Below are 18,987 nucleotides of genomic sequence, written 5' to 3'. Positions count from 1 at the left end.
CGGATACCCATGTCCAAACGCGTGAAGATCCTGATCGGCATGGCACTGGGGGCGCTCTGGGCCGTGCTGGTGATCTGGTTGGGACCGATGTGGAAAGACGTTGGTCTGGCTGCTGCGCTGGGTTTGGCGGGGTTTTGCATCGGTCTGCCCCTGATGGCTGTGATCGGGCGACTGGCGCAGAGGCGCTTTTTTGATGACCGCATCATCGATGGCGCGCCGCTGACCGGCGCGGCAGAGATCGATGGGCGCGTTCTGTCTAACACGGTCGAGCAGGCCTTGCTGGCGGTGTGTATCTGGCCTTTGGCCGGGCTGCTTCTGGGCAGCGGCACAGTCCTGAGCCTCGGGGCTGGGTTTGTGCTGGCGCGGCTGGCGTTCTGGATCGGCTATCACGTCTCACCGCCGCTGCGCGCCTTTGGCTTTGCCGTTACGTTTTATCCCACGGTCCTTGCCGCCCTTCTGGTGCTGCGCGAAGGTGTGCAACCGGCGCTCTGACGCACTGTTCATCGGTCCTCTGTGCGGCTACCTTTCGCGCGGAACACAACGACGGGGCGCATCATGCTGGAACTCGATCATATCGCTGTGCTGGGCGGCACGCTGGCAGAGGCCGTGACCCATGTAGAGGCCGCGCTTGGCCTGCCGATGGGGGCGGGCGGGCGTCACGCGCGCTATGGCACCCACAACCGGCTGATTGGTCTTGCGCCGCAGGTCTATCTGGAGGCCATTGCCATCGACCCACAGGCCCCCGCGCCAGACGATGCCCGCTGGTTCGGGCTGGACAGTTTTGACGGCCCCGCGCGGCTGGACAAGTGGATTGCCCGCGTGCCCGACATTGACGCCGCCATAGCGGCGCTGCCGATGGCGGGGCGGCGCGTCGATCTGGAACGTGACGGGTTGCGCTGGTCGATGGCGGTGCCAGAGGACGGGCGGCAGCCCTTTGACGGCATGTTCCCGGCACTGATCCAGTGGCACGTCGCCATCCCGCCGGGGCGGAGCCTGCCCGCCTCGGGCTTGGTGCTGGAACAGCTGGTGGTGGTCCACCCGGAGGCCCCTGCGTTGGCAGCCGTGTTGGCACCGCATCTTGCAGCACCGCTTGTGTCGTTCCAGACCGCATCCCGCCCCGGATTGAGGGCAAGTCTGAGCGGCCCGGAAGGCCCGTGCCAATTGTGACGCCGGGCCACCGGCAAAACCTTGCGCCCATGCGTAAAATTCTCTGATCCGCCCCTGACACTTTTTACCAGAGCGCGTAAACTGATCCCATGTCGATCTGGTCCCGCATCTCTCAGGCCATTCAGGCGCTCGCCTCTGGCGAAGGGCTGGCCGCCGTCTTTGACCGGCTGCGCGCGCCGCCTGAACGGGGCGTCGCCTTTACCATCGCCGTGATCGCCCTGTCCGCTAAGATGGCCAAGGCTGACGGGCTGGTGACGCGCGATGAGGTCACGGCATTCCGTGAAGTGTTCCAGATCGCGGCCGAGGATGAGGCCGGCGCGGCGCGGGTCTTCAACCTCGCCCGGCAGGACGTTGCGGGCTATGAGGAATACGCCCGCCGCATCCGGCAGATGTTCGGCGACAGCGCGGGCACCCTGTGCGACCTGATGGAGGGGTTGTTCCATATCGCCATGGCGGATGGCACCTATCACCCGGCCGAGGATGACTTTCTGTCCAACGTGGCGGCGATCTTCGGGCTGGATGACCACCAGTTCCGCGCGCTTCGGGCGCGGTTTGTCCCCGATGCCGCCCCCGATCCCTACAGCGTGCTGGGGGTTACGCCCGACATGCCGATCGACCAGATTCGCGCCTGCTGGCGGCAACTGGTCCGGGACAGCCACCCGGACGTGATGATTGCACGCGGGGTGCCGCAAGAGGCGGTCAAGATCGCCGAGAAACGTCTGATCGACATCAATCGCGCGTGGGAAGAGATTTCCACCGCTGCGCGTGAAACCGCCTGAGGGCGGACGATGCGTCTGGCCAGCTACAACGTCGAATGGTTCGACTCCCTGTTTGACAACAAGGGCCGCCCGCTGGTCGACGATGAGATCGGCGGGAGGCACAGGATTTCGCGCGGCGATCAGCTAGAGGCACTGGGCCACGTTTTTCGCACCGTGGACGCCGACGCCGTCATGGTGATCGAGGCCCCCGACACCAGCCGCCGCCGGTCGACCACCCGCGCATTGACCAATTTCGCCGCCGCCGCAGGCCTGCGCACCCGCGACGTGATGACCGGCTTTGTCAACGACACCCAACAGGAAATCGCGCTGATGTTCGACCCGGACGTGCTGCGCGTGCGTCACGATCCGCACCACAGCGCCACCGCACCGCGCTTTGACGCTGCGTTCGAGATCGACCTGGACATCGACGCGCGGGCCGACACCGTGACCTTTTCCAAACCGCCGCTGGAATTGGCGGTCGAAACCCTGTCGGGGCACAGGCTGCGGATCATCGGCGCGCATCTCAAATCCAAAGCCCCCCATGGCGCGCGGGGCCATGACGCGATCATGAAGCTGGCCATCGCCAACCGGCGCAAGCAACTGGCGCAGGCGGTCTGGCTGCGCCGCCGGATAGAGGCGCATCTGACGGCGGGTGAGGATGTGATCCTGATGGGGGATCTGAACGATGGCCCCGGCCTTGACGCCTATGAGGGCCTGTTCGGGCGCAGCTCGGTTGAGATCCTGCTGGGCACGGGCAATGGGGCGGACCGCCTGTTGTACGACCCTCACGCATCCGAGGCGCTGCAAAGCCGGTTGGGTGCGCAGCCGACAACGGCGCGGTTCTATATCTATGAAGAAAAACGCTATCTTCAGGCGCTGCTGGACTATGTCATGATCTCACCCGCGCTGCGGACGCGCGCGCCGCGCTGGCGCATCTGGCATCCGTTCGATGACGCCGAGTGCTGGCAGGATGAGGCATTGCGCGGCGCGTTGCTGGTGGCGTCGGACCATTTCCCGGTGACGCTGGATATCGATCTGTAGGCATCTTCTCAGACGGCGGGCCCGGACCTATATTGGGGTCATGAAACAGTTTGCCATGCCCGCCCTTGTGCTATCGCTCCTTGCTGCGCCGGTTGCCGCGCAACAGGATGATGACGGTCTGAACTTGATGGAAGAGGGGGCAAGGCTGTTCCTGCGCGGGTTGATGACCGAAATGGAACCGGCGCTGAAGGAACTGGATGAGGTCACGCGTGAGATGCAGCCCCTTCTGCGCGATTTCGCGGTCGAGATGGGGCCGGCCTTGGCTGATCTGCTGGAAAAGGTTGAGGATTGGACGGTCTATCACCCGCCCGAAATGCTGGACAATGGCGACATCCTCATCCGTCGCCGAGAGCCACTAACCCCTGAGACACCCGACCCCGAGTCCGATCCCGACCTTGGTCCCGGTCCCAAAGCCGCGCCAGAGGAACAGATCGACCTGTAAGGTTCGTGCTGGCAAGAGTGCTGGCCAAGAGTGCTGGCCAAAAGTGCTGATAAGGCGCGCCTCAGCCGATCCGGACCTCGCGGGTTTCGGCCCCCAGCGCATCGGCCAGCGACTTGAACCGCGACTCGGCGACCTCGCCATATAGCGGAGAGGTGCTGGCGTTCAGGTGCAGTTCCAGCGCACTGGATTCGGCGTCCCAGACCATCCGTGGCCCGGTGCCGTCGGTTCGCAGGGTCCACAGCATTGCGCCAAAGCGCAGCGCCTTGCCCAGAATCTCAGCTTGGGTCTGATGGGCGTCGTCCAGCAGGGCGTAGAGATCCTCGAACCGGGTGCCTTCGCGTTTGTTGCGATAGCGGTGCAGCAGGGCGAGGCCCAGAAACACCCGTTCCCAGTGCTTCAACCCGCCCAGATTGGCGCGGGTGGCGTTGTCGAAACAGACTTCGGCGCGGTAATCGGGGTGGGCGCGCCAACTGACGTCGTGCAGCAGGCAGGCGGCGTGGATCATCCGCCTGCGCGAGGCGGTTGCCTCGGGGAACAGCGGCAGCACAAACTCATACAGCGCCGCGCCAAATTCGGGCATCCGCGCGTCCTTGGCCTCGGCAAAGCGGCAGGCCTCGATCAGCGGATCGCGGTCGCGCAGCTCTTGCGGCATCTGTTCATACAGCAGGCCTTCGCGGATGCCATAGCTGGAAATCGCGATGTCCATCGGCTCAAAGGTTTCCAGCAGACGCAGCAGCACTTCGCCCGCGAAGGGCACCAGCGCCATGCGTGTGGCAGAGACGCCGCAGGCCTTGCGCAGGGTGTCGTGATCCTCTGATGCCTCGATATAGGCGACGGTCTCACGCACCGACTCCGCGTCCATCCGGTATTCATGCAGCACCTGCAACGGATAGCCGCGTCGGTGCATGTCGATCCGCGCGATGGCGCGCCAACTGCCGCCAACCAGAAACAGCCGATCGCGCTGGGTGCCCATGTGGTCTGCCAACCGCTTGAGTTCGCGCTTGATCTGCTTGTCGCGCCCCTTGCGGCCATCCTCGATGTCGCGCAATTTCAGCGGCCCCAGCGGCGAGGTCACGCGCCGCCCGACCTCTCCGTCGTGAATCTCGGCCAGTTCCATCGACGATCCGCCGATGTCGCAGACCAGACCATAGCTGCCGGGCCAGCCCAGCAGCACACCCTGCGCCGACAGGCGTGCTTCTTCGGCACCGTCGATTACCCAGACCCGCAGACCGGTCGCGGCCTCCAGCACTTGACGGAACTCTGCACCGTCCTCGGCGTCCCGCATGGCGGCGGTGGCGACCACGGTCAGGTCGGGCAGATCCATGCCCTCGGCCAAGGCGCGAAACCGCAGCATCGCGCGCAGCGCCCGTTCGCGCCCTTCGGGGTTCAGACGCCCGGTTTCGGCCATCCCGGCCCCCAGGCCGCACATGATCTTTTCGTTGTAGAAATAGGCCGGGCTGCGCGCCGCACCGTCAAAGACCACCAGCCGGACAGAGTTGGACCCGATGTCCACCACGCCGACCCGGGCCAGCGCCCGCGCCTTCGGATCATCGAAGAGAGGCCGCCCGAACGGGTCCCAGTGCCCGTGTGTATCGTCTTGCCCGTCCATGCGAATCCCGATCGATTTCCGGGTTTATCACCCGCAAGAGCGCGGCGGGTCAATCGAAAGGCACCAGCCCTTGCACGGTCTTGTCCGCGATACTCAAGGGCTGGTGCCGGATTTCAGGTCTCGCGCCGCCTTAACGGAACAGCGACAACAGCGATTGTGGCGCTTGATTGGCAATCGACAGCGCCTGAATGGCCAGTTGCTGTTGCACCTGCTGGGCCTGCAACTTGGCAGAGACTTCTTCCAGATTCGCATCCACCAGCGTGCCGATGCCGGATTTCAGCGCGTCGGTCAGACCGCTGACAAACTCCTTTTGCGTTTCCAACCGCCCTTCGGCGGAACCAAAGGCCGCGGCAGAGTCGATGGCGGTCTGGATCAGCCCTTCCATCTCTGTCAGCGCGGCGTCGGCGCCCGCCTGCGTGGTGACGTCGATATTGGCCAGTTCCGCCAGCCCGCCGCCGATGGTGCTGCTGGCGTCGGCGGCATACTGGTTCACCGTGACGGAAAAGTTGTCGCCGGTCTGGTCTGCACCGGTAAAGGTGAGCTGATTGCCGCTGGCGGCCGCAGCCACAGTGCCCTCATTGCCGGCCCCCAGATCGTCGCTGACGTATTTGTTGAAGGCCGCGGCCAGACCGGCGGCAACGTCCTCCATCGTGTCACCGTCGCGCGCCACATAGCTGATGTCGTTGCGCCCTGCGGTGTTGCCGGGGGCATTGGCCGCCGAGGCGGAAATCTCGACCGAAAAACCGGTTCCGGCGGCGACCGTTGTGGTGGCCGACGCGCCAAAGGTGGTGGTGCCGGTGGGGGCGGTGGCGTTCCCGGTCAGCGTTGCCGCAGCCCCATCGCCAGAGCCGGTAATGTCATTGGCCGCGCCCGTCATCGCCGTCAATCCGCTGCCGATGCTGGCCTGACCTTGGCTGAGATCCTGCTTGGCGACGCGGATGTCGCTAGAGGTGACACCCGTCTGCGACCGGTTGATCGAGGCCAACACGTTGATCCCGCCCGATCCGGCGGTCTGCTCGGTGTTGGACAGCATCGCCTGACCGTTGAACTGCGCCGCGCTGACGATGGACCCGATCTGTTCGCGCAGGGCGACAATATCGGTTTGGATCTTGGCGCGGTCGACGTTTTCTTCCTGTGCGGCGACAACCTTGCCTTTGATCTCGGTCAGCAGCTCGGTCACGGTTTCCGCGCCCTGGCGTCCGACCGCAACGGTGGACTGACCCAAATTCAGGCTATCGGACACGCGATTGAACCCCTGAACATCCGCCTCCATCGTCTTGGAAATGGCCCAGACGGCGGCGTTGTCCTGCGACGAGGCGACTTTCTTGCCCGTCGAAATCTGCATTTGCGTATCCGCCATAGAGGCGTTGATCGATTTCAGCGTTTGCAGGGCGGTTGTGGCCCCGTGATTGGTGTTGATGCTCGACATAAAGCTATCGCCTTTCTCGTCAGACGGCGCATTTCGCGCCGGGAAGATCGGGAAAATGCCCGGTCCGGGAAGCGCCTTTCTGACGATGCGGGAGAATCGCGACCCCGCGCCACGAGATGTCTCGTGCAGGGAACAATGTCTGCCGTCTGCTTTAACTGTCCTTTAACGATTTGCGGCGCGGTGGGGGCCATATTGGGGCCAAAATACGTCAGCGATTTGAGCCACTTCAGCCTGCCCCGCGCAGTCATCCCGTTGTTTGTTTCCAGTTTGGAAACCGATGTGTGCCAAATGGCCCGTCGGGGCAGGGTGCTGGCGCCGCGCAAGCCCGCAAAACCACTTACAATGCACAGAAAAAGGGCGCCCCGACGGGACGCCCCTGTTCACGAATTCGAAACACTCTCAGTGGCTCAATCGCTGGTATGGGTCAGCTTGGGCACGTCAGAGGCGCCCGCCGATCCGCGCCCGGACAGCGACGGGTTCTCCATGAAAAAGCGGTGGCAGTTGAACGAAAACTCACCTTCGGGCAGCGTGTACCGCTTAAAGTTGCCCGACGGTTCCATGACCCAACTTTGCGCCGTGTCGGCAAGGTTCGCCGCCATCACCTGACTGACGATCTGCGCCTTGACCGTGGGGTTCTGGATTTCAACGCCAGTTTCGACCCGGCGGTTCAGGTTGCGCCCCATCCAGTCGGCCGAGGAAATGAACACCCGCGCCTTTTTGCTGGGCAGCCCGTGGCCATTGCCGAAACAGGCAATCCGAGAATGCTCCAGAAAGCGACCAATGATGGATTTCACCCGGATATTGTCGGACAAGCCTTTGATGCCGGGACGCAGACCACAGATGCCCCGGATCACGCAGTCGATCTGAACCCCGCCTTGGCTGGCGCGGTACAGCGCGTCGATCATGTCCGGCTCGATCAGCGAATTCATCTTGATCCAGATTTGCGCCGGGCGGCCCGCCTTGGCGTGTTCGATCTCCTGGTTGATCATCTCGATCATCCCCGCCTTCAGCGAATGCGGGGAAATCAGCAGGTTTTCCAGCCCGGCAGGCATGGCGTAGCCCGACAGGTAGTTAAAGATCTTGGCCGCATCGCGCCCCAGTGCGGCGTCGCAGGTAAAGAACGACAGGTCGGTGTAAATCTTCGCGGTGATCGGGTGATAGTTGCCGGTGCCCCAATGCGTATAGGTCACCAGCCGGTCGCCTTCGCGGCGCACCACCTGACTGATCTTGGCGTGGGTTTTCCAGTCAAGGAACCCGTAAACAACATGCGCGCCTGACCGTTCCAACCGGCGCGACTGGCGGATGTTGGCGGCCTCGTCAAACCGCGCCTTCAACTCGACCAGCGCGGTGACGGATTTGCCCTCTTCAGCGGCGTCGCACAGCGCATCCACGATGGGCGAATTTTTCGACGTCCGATACAGCGTCTGCTTGATCGCCACCACATCGGGGTCAAGGGCCGCCTGCTTGAGGAACCGCACCACCATGTCAAAGGTCTCATAGGGGTGGTGCAGCAGCATGTCCTTTTGCTTGATCGCCTCGAACATGTTGCCATCGTGGTCCTGCACCCGTTCGGGCACACGCGGGGTGAATAGCGGCCACAGCAGATCGGGCCGCGCATCGATCACCAGTTCCTTGGTGTGGGCGACGCCGACCATCCCTTCGAGTTCGATAACCTCGTCCGGGCGCACATGCAGGGCGTCCATGACGATCTTGCGCAACCCGTCGGGAGAGCCTTTGGAGATGGTCAGGCGGACAACCTCACCCCGGCGGCGGCGTTTGAGGGCGACCTCGAACTCGCGCACCAGATCCTCGGCCTCTTCCTCAACTTCCAGATCGCTGTCACGAAGCACGCGAAAGCCAAAGTGATCCTTGATCCGGTAGCCGGGGAACAGGCTGTCGATGTGCAGCAGCAGCACTTCTTCCAGTTGAATAAACCTGTGTTCGCCGTCTCCGGCAGGCAGCGACATAAAGCGGTCGATCTGCGCCGGGATCGGCAGCAGCGCCTGCAAGGCACGCTTGTCGCGGGTCCGCTCCAGTTGCAGCGCAAGGCAATAGCCCATGTTGGGAATAAACGGAAACGGGTGCGCCGGGTCGATGGCCAGCGGCGACAACACCGGAAAGACATTGGATAGAAACGCCTCTGCCAGAAAGGCGACATCGCCTTCGTTCAGTTCTGTCCGGGTGACGATGGAAATTCCCTCTTCCACCATCAGCCCGCGCAGTTCGGTCAGGACGCGCTGCTGTTCGGCCATCAAAAGGCGCGCGTCTTCGTCGATCAGCACCAGTTGTTCGGCGGGTGTCAGGCCATCGGCGGCGGGGGTCGTGTTGCCCGCATGGGCCAGTTCCCGCAGACCCGCGACGCGCACGGTATAGAACTCATCAAGGTTGGCGGCCGAGATCGACAAAAAGCGCAACCGCTCCAGCAACGGCACCTTCGGGTTTTCAGCCTCTTCCAGCACACGCCAGTTAAAGCCGAGCCAGCTAAGCTCACGGTTAAAGAAACGCCCCGGGCCGGTCGGGTCGAGTTCCGGCATTTCGGTGGCGGGCGGCAGCGGGGCTTTGAGAAAATTAGCTTGAGTCATGGGGCGCTTATGCCTCTTGATGTGAAACAGGTTTATGACGGCCCGCATGGCGGGGATTTAACGTGGCGTGCCACGGTCCTCGGCCCCCGGTGGCACCACCTGCGCCAACACGCGCGCCGCCATCGGGCGCGACACGCGGCGTTGGTCCGCCAGCGCCACAGCGTCCAGCGCCGCCACGATCCGCGCCGCCGCAGCATAGCTGCGCGGCATATGGCGCACCAGATAGGCAATCACTTCGGGCGCGGGAATGATCTGGCGGTCGGCAAACAGCTTGGCCAGCAGCGCTGACAGCAGGGCGTCGTCGGGTTCGGTGATATGGGCGACCTGCGCGCTCATCATCCGGCTGGCCAGATCGGGCAGCGACAGGTTCCAATGCGCGGGCGGGCGGGTGGCCGTGATCATCAGCGCGCCGCCACTGGACAGCACCAGATTGTGCAGATGAAACAGCACCTCTTCGTCCGCACGCTGCCCGGCGATTTTCTCAAGGTTTTCGACGCAAACCGGCCCTTCGGCCAGCGCGGGGATGTCAGCAGAGCACAGCGCATCGGCATCCACGATCCGCGCCTCTGCCATCTGCGCCCAGATATGCGCCAGATGGGTTTTGCCCGCGCCCCTCGGCCCCGCAAGGATCAGCTTTTGCGTCGGCCATTTGCGCCAGTTCTCGACCTGCGCCACCGCCAGCGCGTTGGACGGGCTGACAAAGTAATCCTGCCACCCCAGCGCCGTCCGCGTGGGCAGGGGCAGGGGGAGTTGCCCGGAACCCCCGATCATTTGTCGTCGCTCTCGAAAAAGCTGTCGCTGCCTCCGGTGATGCCGCGAAACAGGCGCGAACCGACATATTGCCCGGCAAGGAACCGCGCGATCACCCCCAGCGCCGCCGCCAAAGGCACCGCCACCAGCAGCCCGATAAACCCGAACAGCGACCCGAACACCGACAACGCCAGCAACAGCCAGACCGGGTGCAGCCCGATCGAATTGCCCACCAGTTTCGGCGTCAGGATATTGCCCTCGATGAACTGGCCCGACTGGAAGATGGCGTAGACCGCCAGAATCCACCACCATTCGCCCCAGAACTGGAACAGCGCCAGACCGACCGCCAGCACGCCACCCACGATGGCTCCGACATAGGGAATAAAGGTCAGCAGGCCCGCGATCACGCCCACCACCAGACCGAATTGCAGCCCCACCAGCCACAGCGACACCGCGTAGTAGGTGCCAAGGATCAGACAGACCGATCCCATGCCGCGGATGAACCCGGCCAGCACGCGGTCGATCTCTTTGGCCAGATGGCGGATCACCGCGCGGTGGTCCAACGGCACCAGCTCATCGACCCGCGCCACCATGCGGTCCCAGTCCATCAGCAGGTAAACCGCGACCACCGGAGTGATCAGGAACAGCGCGACAAAGTTCAGCAGCGTGCCGACAGAGGTCAGCACCGCCTGAATAAGCTGCCCGCCGGTCTGCTTGATGCTTTCGCCCAGATCCAGCAGGGTCGAGCGCACGACGCTGCCCTCATCCATCATGGTGGGGAACCGTTCCGCCAGAAAGCCTTGCAGGTCGCGGAACAGTTGCGGCGCAAATTCGAACAGCGAAATGGCCTGCTGGATCAGCAGCGGAATCACCGCCAGCGTCATGATGACAAAGACCAGCAGCATGGCGACCGTGATCACCGCCGTCGCCGCCCCACGCGTCAGCCCGACCCGCTCCAGCCAGTCGGCGATCGGGTCAAGGCAATAGGCGATGGCGCCGCCAAGGACAAAGGGCAGCAGGACATCGCCCAGAAACCACAGCACGACGGCAAAGACCGCCGCCGCGACGGCCCAGTATTTCATCTGATCTTGGACGGGCAGAGCCATGAATTTCCTTTCGTATCGCCCTACATCGCCCGCTTACTGCCATGTTTCAAGGGAATGCGCCGCGCAGAGGCATGAAATCTGGGGAAGATCATGTGGAGAACTGCCCCCGCCGCCCCCAACCAAGCCACGCGGCCCTTCAGCCCGCACAACCCACCACAAAACACACCAAAACCCAGCCGTAGGCCGGGCTTCAGCCCGGCACCCCCTCCGGCACTCACTCCGGTGGAGGAGGTGGGGTGTAGTTGTCGGGATCGGACTGCCACTCGCGCCATTCGTCGTTGAAATTGTTTTTGCCCTTCAAAGGCAATTCCCATTTCGGCCAAAACCCCGGCTTCTGACGATCCTCGGGCAAGATGACACTGGCATCCCCGAACATCCCATTGATCTGCGCCTGCGAGAGCGCCACATTGCTATAATCAACCGATCTGACCGATGCGGATGCGACAACCGCATTCGTTAGAGAGGTTGTCGCGTCCACCCGCGCCCACTGGAGGTCCGCCCCCTCCATCCGCGCCTCGCTGAGGATCGCCCCCTCCATCCGCGCCCCCCTGAGGTCCGCCCCCTCCATCCGCGCCCCCCTGAGGTTCGCCCCCTCCATCCGCGCCATTATGAGGATCGCCCCCTCCATCCGCGCCTCCATGAGGTCCGCCCCCTCCATCCGCGCCTCCCCGAGGAACGCCCCCGCCATCCGCGCGCCGCTGAGGATCGCACCTTCCATCCGCGCCTGCCGAAGGACCGCCCCCTCCATCCGCGCCCCCATGAGGTTCGCATCCTCCATCCGCGCCAGTTCGAGGAACGCCCCCTCCATCCACGCCAGCGTGAGGTCCGCCCCCTCCATCCACGCCGCCTCGAGGTACGCCCCCTCCATCCTCGCCGTCTCGAGGTACGCCCCCTCCATCCGCGCCTGCGTGAGGACCGCCCCCTCCATCCACGCCGCCTCGAGGTACGCCCCCTCCATCCTCGCCGTCTCGAGGTACGCCCCCTCCATCCGCGCCTGCGTGAGGACCGCCCCCTCCATCCGCGCCAGCCCGAGGTACGCCCCCTCCATCCGCGCCTTGCTGAGGTCCGCCCCCTCCATCCGTGCCTGCATGAGGTCCGCCCCCTGCATCCGCGCCTCGCTGAGGATCGCCCCCTCCATCCGCGCCTCGATGAGGATCGCTCCCCCCATCCGCGCCTCGCTGAGGATCGCCCCCTCCACCCACGCCTCGCTGAGGATCGCCCCTTCCATCCGCGCCTGCGTGAGGTCCGCCCCCTCCATCCGCGCGCCGATCAGATTTGCACCGGACAGGGTCTGCTTGCTTAGGTCGGCCTTTTGCAGATTGGTGTTGCGCAGGTCGGGGCGAAATCCGCGATAGTCGGATAGCTTCTCTTTCCACGCTGAAAGTACGGCTTTGTAGGTATCCAGAGCCGCTTTGCCATGCCGATTGCCCTCGGGCGGTTCCGGCAACTCCGGGCAGTCCTCATCAAAGACCCACTCCACGTCGTCCGAGCTATCTGGCCCCCAGCGCGCCTCGACCCGCAACTGGTCCGCATCCCGTCGCCCGATGATCCGCAGCGCCATCGCAATATCCGCGCGCGGTTCGGGAAGGGACTGCGCCCACTGTCGTGCATTTGGATTGTCGAAAATGCCAAACCGCACTTTTTGCCACGTCAAATGCGCCGCGCGCTCCTCCTCGCTCGCGTCGTCCTTCAGCGGCTCCCAATCCATCAACGGAAAGTCCACCGCATCCTCTGCCGGCGCATTCTCCCGCACATAGGCGCACAGGATCTCCATCACCCGCACATGGTCCCGCCCCTTGTCATAGCGCGTGCTGTCCTGCGCGATCCGCTCCAGCGACAACAGCCCACCAATCCGCACCTCAATGTTGCGGACGGTCTCCTCGGGTTTGCCATCGCGCTTGACCGTCTTCTCCGCCCCAAGCTGTTCGACCGCTTTACTAATTCGGTCGGTGATATGACCCTCCTTCTGGAACTCGACGGTCTGCTGCTTTAGCACCGTGCCCCAGATCACAAACGGCCCGCCAAGGAAGGCCGCGACGACGGCACCCATGCCAAAGCCCACGTTGTCCAGAAACGAGTCCATCCCCGAGAACAGCAGCCACAGGTGCCACAGCGTCCCGCCCAGCAGCAGGAACCAGACGGGCAACAGCACCCATCCCAGCGCCGTCAGCCAGTCGGTCAGCAGGTTGCGTCGCTTGTCGCCCCGGTCCGGTGCGTTAAGCATCAGCCAGACAAGGCCCGCGCCCAAGGCCAACCCCGCAGAGGCCAACAGCACCTTTGCGCCCGTTGCCGTCAGCGGCAGGGTGACAGTGATCCATTCGATCGTGACAGGCTCTCCAAAGAGCCATTCCAAAATCCACATCTCGCAAAATTCCCGATGCCAATTGGCGTCAGGATGCCCCAAGGCGGGGCTTCGGGGAAGGGGGCAAATTCCCCTCAAGTCTTAAGGCAAAGTAAAACCGTCTCTGTAACCCATTGATATTTCGCACCCGCAAGTCTGTCCACGCGTGGACACCCCTGTGCCGTCCCTGCCGCCGCTTGCTTGCCCCCCATCAACCCGCTACGAGGGGAAAAATCGCTTGCCCAGAGGTCACACCATGCGCCTGTCCCGCTATTTCCTGCCCGTTCTCAAGGAAACGCCCTCCGAGGCGCAGATCGTCAGCCACCGCTACATGCTCCGCGCGGGCATGATCAAACAGGCCAGCGCCGGGATCTATTCCTGGCTGCCGCTCGGCTTCAAGGTGCTGCGCAAGATCGAGGACATCGTCCATCAGGAACAGGCCCGCGCCGGCCATATCGCGATGCTGATGCCCACTCTGCAAAGCGCCGACCTCTGGCGCGAAAGCGGCCGCTATGACGACTACGGCGCCGAGATGCTGCGCATGTCCGACCGCCATGGCCGCGACATGCTGTACGGTCCCACCAACGAAGAGCTGATCACCGATATCTTCCGCAGCCATGTCGGCAGCTACAAGGACTTGCCGCTGACCCTCTACCACGTCCAGTGGAAATTCCGTGACGAGATCCGCCCGCGTTTCGGCGTGATGCGCGGCCGCGAATTCCTGATGAAGGACGGCTACAACTTTGACCTCACCAAAGAGGACGCGCTGCACGCCTATAACCGGCATCTCGTCAGCTATCTGCGCACCTATGAACGCATGGGCCTGCAGGCGATCCCGATGCGCGCGGACTCTGGCCCCATCGGCGGCGACGACACGCATGAATTCCTTGTGCTGGCCGAGACGGGCGAGTCCGAGGTCTTTTACGACAGCCAGATCACCGACCTGAAATTTGGGGATCGTGAGATCGATTTCGACAGCCATGAACAATGTCAGGCCGTGCTGGAGGAATTCACCTCGCGCTATGCCCGCACCGATGAAACCCACGACGAGACGCTGTTCAACCAGATCCCCGAAGAACGCCGCCGCACCGCGCGCGGTATCGAGGTCGGCCAGATCTTCTATTTCGGCACCAAGTATTCCGAACCGATGGGGGCCACCGTTCAGGACAGCGACGGCAACAAGGTGCCGGTCCACATGGGGTCGCACGGCATCGGCGTGTCGCGCCTGTTGGGCGCGATCATCGAGGCCAGCCATGACGACAAGGGCATCATCTGGCCCGAGGGCGTGACCCCCTTCCACGCCGGGATCGTGAACCTGAAACAGGGCGACGCCGAGGCCGACGCCGCCTGTGAGGCGCTGTATGCCTCGCTGACCGCTTTGGGGCTAGAGCCGCTCTACGATGACCGCAACGAACGTGCGGGCGGTAAGTTCGCGACGATGGACCTGATCGGTTTGCCGTGGCGGATCACCGTTGGCCCACGCGGTCTGAAAAACGGCGTGGTCGAGCTGACTTCGCGCCGCACGGGTGAAAGCGAAGAACTGGCGCCCGAACAGGCTGTTGAGCGGATCGCGGCGATTTACAAAAAGGTGCTGCCGGGGTCATGATCCGGGGGGCGACACGCCCCTGAACGGAGACGCCCCATGCGCCTTGCCTTGCTGACTGCCCTTGTTTTGCTTGCCAGCCAAGCGCCCGCCGAAAGCGACGGGCGCTTTGGTGTGCACGTCGACACTGCGGAGAGCGCGCCATGCTGAGGGCGCTCTGTCTCGCTGTGCTTTGGGCGATGCCGCTTGCCGCGCAATCCGAACGTGTTGCGCTGGAATGGGGCCGCTGGCTGGCGGCAGAGGGCAATCCGCCCGGTGCGCTGGTCTTTACCCTGGCCGGGACCGAACTGCTGGCACAGGAGAGCGGCGCGTCTGTTGATGTTCCGCTGCCGCTGCCGCTGGCCAGCAACTCCAAGGCGATCACCGCGCTGTGCGCCGTCGCGCTGGTGGACGCGGGCAAGATGCATTGGAACGACACCGTCGGGGACTGGATCGAGGGGGGCGGGTCGGTCACGCTGGCAGAGCTTGTAACCCATACCTCGGGGTATTGGCCGGACAGCACCCAAGGGCTGATGGCGGACTGGCGCGGGGACACCACACGGCGCTGGCAAGAGGTCACGGCCAACGTGCTGGATCGCCCCAAGCAGGAGGGCACGCGCGGCACCTTCCGCTATAATAATGAGAATTACGCGGTCCTTGGTCTGGTGATCGAAGAGGTTGCGGACGACTGGTACGATGCCGCCTGCCGCGCCCGCGTGCTGGACCCGCTGGGGATCACCACGGCGGACCTATCGCCCGACTATGGTGGCTTTGGCCCTTGGGGCGGCTGGCAGATGTCGGTGCGTGACTACGCCCACTTCATGAACGGCGCATATGCAGGCGCGGACCCGTTGTCCACGCCCCATGCGGATATGGGCGATAGCGTGTCCTACGGGTTGGGCATGGTGTTTCGCTCTGGCAGGGGGCAGGCAAACCACTGGCATTTCGGCGCGCTGTGTTTTGAGGATGCGGGGCTGGGCACGTTTGCGGTCAACTGGGCCGGACGCTACACGATTGTCGCGGCCTATCGGGCCTGCGTCGACTGGGAGGCAATGGCGGCGCTGGACAACACGCTGGTGCGGGCCGTTTTCGCCGATTGACCAAGGGCGCGTGATTTCCCCTCGTCTGGATGGAACGGATCTGGCACCATGGCCGCGAAGATCGCCCCAGAAGCGACCAGCAAACAAGGGGAGGCAGGCAGATGATCTTACGACTCCTGACACTTGTAGGTGGGCTGGCCGGGGCTGCGGGTCTGTCGCAGTTTCCCGAATATTCCCAGCAGTACATGCAACGTCTTGGCGGTGCCGTGGATGAGCTGGGACGCCAAGTCACGCGATACGAAGAGGATGCGGCGCGCGTTGGCCTGCCGTTGGATGCCTATCTGGTCGCCCTCGGAGATGAGGGAGAGATGGCACATACGCAATCGCGTAATATGGCCTCGGACATTGCGCGGCATGATCGGCTGTCCACCGCGCTGAACCAATTGGAAGGCGCGGGGCCGTTCATGCGGGCGCGGCTGGCCTTTGACATGATGCCCGACGGTGAAGTTGCCGCGCGCGCTTTGGAAACCTTCAAGCCGGCGGTACCCGTGACCTTTGAGGGCGCTGTATTTGCCGGGGCAGGGTTCCTGTCGGGCTGGGCGGCACTGGCGCTGGCCTTTGCGATCCTGCGGCGATCCTTGCGGATGCTGTGGGGCACCCTTGGCGGGCGCGGGCAACGGCCCAACCAGACCGAAGCCTGACCGCCCCGCGCGGCAGCGGTCAGAGGTCCCGGGTCAAACCCGGGACGGTGGCGCGTCAGGCGACCGCTTCAACCTCGGCGACGATGCCATTGACGACCTGGCTCAGCAGATCCTCATCCTCACATTCCGCCATGACGCGGATCAACGGCTCTGTGCCCGATTTGCGGATCAACAGGCGGCCTTTGCCGGTCAACAAACCCTCTGCATCACGGATTGCCTTTTTGACGTTGTCAGCGTCCAACGGCAGCGGACCGTCACCATAGCGCACGTTTTTCAGCAGCTGCGGCACGCGCTCAAAACTTTGCGCAAGGTCAGAGGCCTTTTTGCCGGTGCGCACCATCTCGGCGAGGAATTGCAGCCCCGCCATCAGCCCGTCGCCGGTGGTGGCGTAATCGGTCATCACGATATGGCCCGACTGTTCCCCGCCAAGGTTCCAGCCGCCCGCGCGCATCGCCTCGACCACATAGCGGTCGCCGACCTTGGTCCGTTCCAGTCGCAAACCGCGATCCCCCAGAAACCGTTCCAGGCCGAGGTTCGACATCACCGTGGCGACCAGGGTGCCGCCCTTCAGGCGGTCCTCTTCGGCCCAGCGGGCCGCCAACAGCGCCATGAACTGATCGCCGTCGGCCACGCGCCCGTTTTCGTCGATCATCAGGATGCGGTCGGCATCGCCATCCAGACACAGACCCACGTCCGCACCGTGGCGGCGCACCGCCTCTGCCGCAGCCGCCGGTTTGGTCGATCCGCAATTGTCGTTGATGTTCAGACCGTTGGGGTCTGTACCCACGGTCACCACATCGGCACCCAGTTCCCACAGGACTTCTGGCGCGGTCTTGTAGGCGGCACCGTTGGCGCAATCCACCACCACCTTGATCCCGTCCAGCCGCAAACCCGATGGCAAGGTGCCTTTGACCCGTTCCTGATAGCGAAAGCGGCCATCGTCGATGCGTCGCGCGCGGCCGATATTGTTAGGTTGTGCAGGGCGCACGCCTGCCAGAACCATGGCCTCGATTTCGGCCTCGACATCATCGGACAGCTTGAACCCGTCGGGGCCAAAAAACTTGATCCCGTTGTCGGCGGCGGGATTGTGGCTGGCGGAAATCATGATGCCCAGATCGGCGCGCATAGAGGTGGTCAGCAGACCCACGGCGGGCGTGGGGACCGGACCCAACAGCAGCGCGTTCATCCCGGTCGAGGTCAGACCGGCGGTCAACGCGTTTTCGAACATGTAACCAGACAGCCGCGTGTCCTTGCCTATGACAACCCGGTGCACGCCGCTGTGTTCGTTGCGAAAATACCGTCCGACCGCGGCGCCCAGCATCAGGGCCAACTCTGCGGTCATGGGATATGCATTGGCGGTTCCGCGAACACCGTCGGTGCCAAAAAGCGTGCGGCTCATGGATAGGTTCCTTGTGCAATGGCCCGCCAGACGGCAAGCGCCTGCGCGGTTTCAGTGACATCATGGACGCGGACAACCTGCACGCCCTGCGCGGCAACGGCCTGCGCCACGGCGACTGATCCAAAGGTGCGCTCTGCAGGTGTTTCTGCACCGCTGATCGTGCCGATGAACCGTTTGCGCGACGCGCCGACCAGAACGGCGCAGCCGATCCCGTGGAACAGCGCGATGTTTTGCAGGATCGTCAGGTTGTGTTCGATCCGCTTGCCAAAACCGATGCCCGGATCGACCAGGATGCGGGAACGGGGAATGCCGGTTTCCACCAGCATGGCAACCTGCGCGGCCAGAAAGTCATACACGTCCAGCAATACGTCGTCATAGCGCGGGTCGCTCTGCATGGTTTCGGGATCGCCGCGCGCATGCATCACGCAGACGGGCAGCCCGTGGTCGCGGCAATACCGCGCCAGCATCGGGTCAAAAGTGAACCCGGAAACATCGTTGACCAATGCCGCACCCGCGCGCACGGCGGCCTCTGCCACCGAGGATTTGCGTGTGTCGATCGAGATCGGTGTGGCGAGTTCGCGGCTGAGTGCGGTGATCACCGGCTCGACCCGGGCGATCTCTGCCTCATGCGGGACGGTCAAGGCCCCCGGGCGGGTGCTTTCGCCGCCGATATCTATGATGTCAGCGCCGGCAGCGGCCATTTCATGCGCGCGCTGAACGGCCTGAGAGGCGGTCTGGTGCAGGCCCCCGTCCGAGAAACTGTCTGGCGTGACATTGAGAATGCCCATCACGCGCGGCTGGTCAAACACCAGCCCAGCCATCGGCGTGCGCGGTGCCGAAAGTCGTTCGCGAAAGTCGTCGGGGATCTCGTCGACGGAGACAGTTTGCGGCGCGCGATCGCGGGATAGGCGGACAGCATGGGAAAACCAGCCGGGCCCGCCAGCAAGGTCAATCGCCTCGGCAGGGCGGGGGCCGTCAAAACGGACAATCGGGCGAAAATAAACGCACATATCGACTGACTGACCGATAAGCCCGGCCTT

At 63.9% G+C, this 18,987-nt stretch carries 16 protein-coding genes; 8 read left to right on the top strand and 8 right to left on the bottom strand.

What is annotated here, in order from left to right:
- Positions 1-9 precede the first annotated feature (9 nt).
- The 5 genes from ANTHELSMS3_RS19740 (at position 10) to ANTHELSMS3_RS19720 (ending at position 3,408) form a co-directional block, all read left to right on the top strand.
- Positions 10-492, top strand: coding sequence for an MAPEG family protein (locus ANTHELSMS3_RS19740; RefSeq protein WP_254694790.1), 483 nt, complete (start codon positions 10-12; stop codon positions 490-492).
- A gap of 63 nt (positions 493-555) precedes the next feature.
- The gene (locus tag ANTHELSMS3_RS19735; protein WP_094036355.1) at positions 556-1,167 is read left to right on the top strand and encodes a VOC family protein; all 612 of its coding nucleotides are present in this window, start codon (positions 556-558) and stop codon (positions 1,165-1,167) included.
- A gap of 89 nt (positions 1,168-1,256) precedes the next feature.
- Positions 1,257-1,946 (top strand): molecular chaperone DjiA, encoded by a 690-nt coding sequence (locus tag ANTHELSMS3_RS19730; protein ID WP_094036354.1) that lies wholly within the window; start codon positions 1,257-1,259, stop codon positions 1,944-1,946.
- A gap of 9 nt (positions 1,947-1,955) precedes the next feature.
- Positions 1,956-2,966: an endonuclease/exonuclease/phosphatase family protein gene (locus ANTHELSMS3_RS19725; protein ID WP_094036353.1), complete on the top strand. Its 1,011-nt coding sequence runs from the start codon at positions 1,956-1,958 to the stop codon at positions 2,964-2,966.
- A gap of 40 nt (positions 2,967-3,006) precedes the next feature.
- Positions 3,007-3,408 (top strand): hypothetical protein, encoded by a 402-nt coding sequence (locus ANTHELSMS3_RS19720; RefSeq protein ID WP_094036352.1) that lies wholly within the window; start codon positions 3,007-3,009, stop codon positions 3,406-3,408.
- Between the two features lie 61 nt (positions 3,409-3,469).
- Here ANTHELSMS3_RS19720 and ANTHELSMS3_RS19715 read toward each other — a convergent pair whose 3' ends face one another.
- From ANTHELSMS3_RS19715 to ANTHELSMS3_RS26400, 6 genes are all read right to left on the bottom strand, one after another.
- Positions 3,470-5,017: a Ppx/GppA family phosphatase gene (locus tag ANTHELSMS3_RS19715; protein ID WP_094036351.1), complete on the bottom strand. Its 1,548-nt coding sequence runs from the start codon at positions 5,015-5,017 to the stop codon at positions 3,470-3,472.
- A 130-nt stretch (positions 5,018-5,147) separates the two neighbouring features.
- A complete protein-coding gene (locus ANTHELSMS3_RS19710; RefSeq protein WP_094036350.1) occupies positions 5,148-6,446 on the bottom strand; it encodes a flagellin in 1,299 nt (432 codons plus the stop codon).
- A 407-nt stretch (positions 6,447-6,853) separates the two neighbouring features.
- Entirely contained in the window at positions 6,854-9,028 is a 2,175-nt protein-coding gene (locus ANTHELSMS3_RS19705) for an RNA degradosome polyphosphate kinase (protein ID WP_094036349.1), read from the bottom strand.
- Between the two features lie 57 nt (positions 9,029-9,085).
- The gene (locus ANTHELSMS3_RS19700) at positions 9,086-9,799 is read right to left on the bottom strand and encodes an HdaA/DnaA family protein (RefSeq protein WP_094036348.1); all 714 of its coding nucleotides are present in this window, start codon (positions 9,797-9,799) and stop codon (positions 9,086-9,088) included.
- Positions 9,796-10,884 (bottom strand): AI-2E family transporter, encoded by a 1,089-nt coding sequence (locus ANTHELSMS3_RS19695; protein ID WP_094036347.1) that lies wholly within the window; start codon positions 10,882-10,884, stop codon positions 9,796-9,798. The genes ANTHELSMS3_RS19700 and ANTHELSMS3_RS19695 overlap by 4 nt, the downstream gene beginning before the upstream one ends.
- A gap of 214 nt (positions 10,885-11,098) precedes the next feature.
- Positions 11,099-13,246, bottom strand: a complete 2,148-nt coding sequence (locus tag ANTHELSMS3_RS26400; protein WP_094036346.1) for a pentapeptide repeat-containing protein — start codon at positions 13,244-13,246, stop codon at positions 11,099-11,101.
- A 235-nt stretch (positions 13,247-13,481) separates the two neighbouring features.
- On the opposite strand from ANTHELSMS3_RS26400, the gene proS reads away from it, so the two are divergent.
- From proS to ANTHELSMS3_RS19675, 3 genes are all read left to right on the top strand, one after another.
- Complete coding sequence (gene proS, locus ANTHELSMS3_RS19685; protein WP_094036345.1) at positions 13,482-14,831, top strand: proline--tRNA ligase; 1,350 nt, start codon at positions 13,482-13,484, stop codon at positions 14,829-14,831.
- 140 nt (positions 14,832-14,971) lie between these two features.
- The gene (locus tag ANTHELSMS3_RS19680) at positions 14,972-15,907 is read left to right on the top strand and encodes a serine hydrolase domain-containing protein (protein WP_094036344.1); all 936 of its coding nucleotides are present in this window, start codon (positions 14,972-14,974) and stop codon (positions 15,905-15,907) included.
- A gap of 101 nt (positions 15,908-16,008) precedes the next feature.
- Positions 16,009-16,548: a DUF2937 family protein gene (locus ANTHELSMS3_RS19675; RefSeq protein WP_094037259.1), complete on the top strand. Its 540-nt coding sequence runs from the start codon at positions 16,009-16,011 to the stop codon at positions 16,546-16,548.
- Positions 16,549-16,603: 55 nt separating this feature from the next.
- Here the strand turns inward: ANTHELSMS3_RS19675 and glmM are convergent, their stop codons facing one another.
- Together glmM and folP are read right to left on the bottom strand one after the other, a co-directional pair.
- The gene (gene glmM, locus ANTHELSMS3_RS19670; RefSeq protein ID WP_094036343.1) at positions 16,604-17,947 is read right to left on the bottom strand and encodes a phosphoglucosamine mutase; all 1,344 of its coding nucleotides are present in this window, start codon (positions 17,945-17,947) and stop codon (positions 16,604-16,606) included.
- On the bottom strand, positions 17,944-18,957 hold the full coding sequence (gene folP / locus ANTHELSMS3_RS19665) for a dihydropteroate synthase (protein WP_094036342.1): 1,014 nt from the start codon (positions 18,955-18,957) through the stop codon (positions 17,944-17,946). The genes glmM and folP overlap by 4 nt, the downstream gene beginning before the upstream one ends.
- Positions 18,958-18,987 lie beyond the last annotated feature (30 nt).

Source organism: Antarctobacter heliothermus, assembly GCF_002237555.1.
GTDB lineage: Bacteria > Pseudomonadota > Alphaproteobacteria > Rhodobacterales > Rhodobacteraceae > Antarctobacter > Antarctobacter heliothermus_B.
The sequence above is the reverse complement of the archived record's forward strand: the minus strand, read 5'-3'. Positions and strand labels throughout refer to the sequence as shown.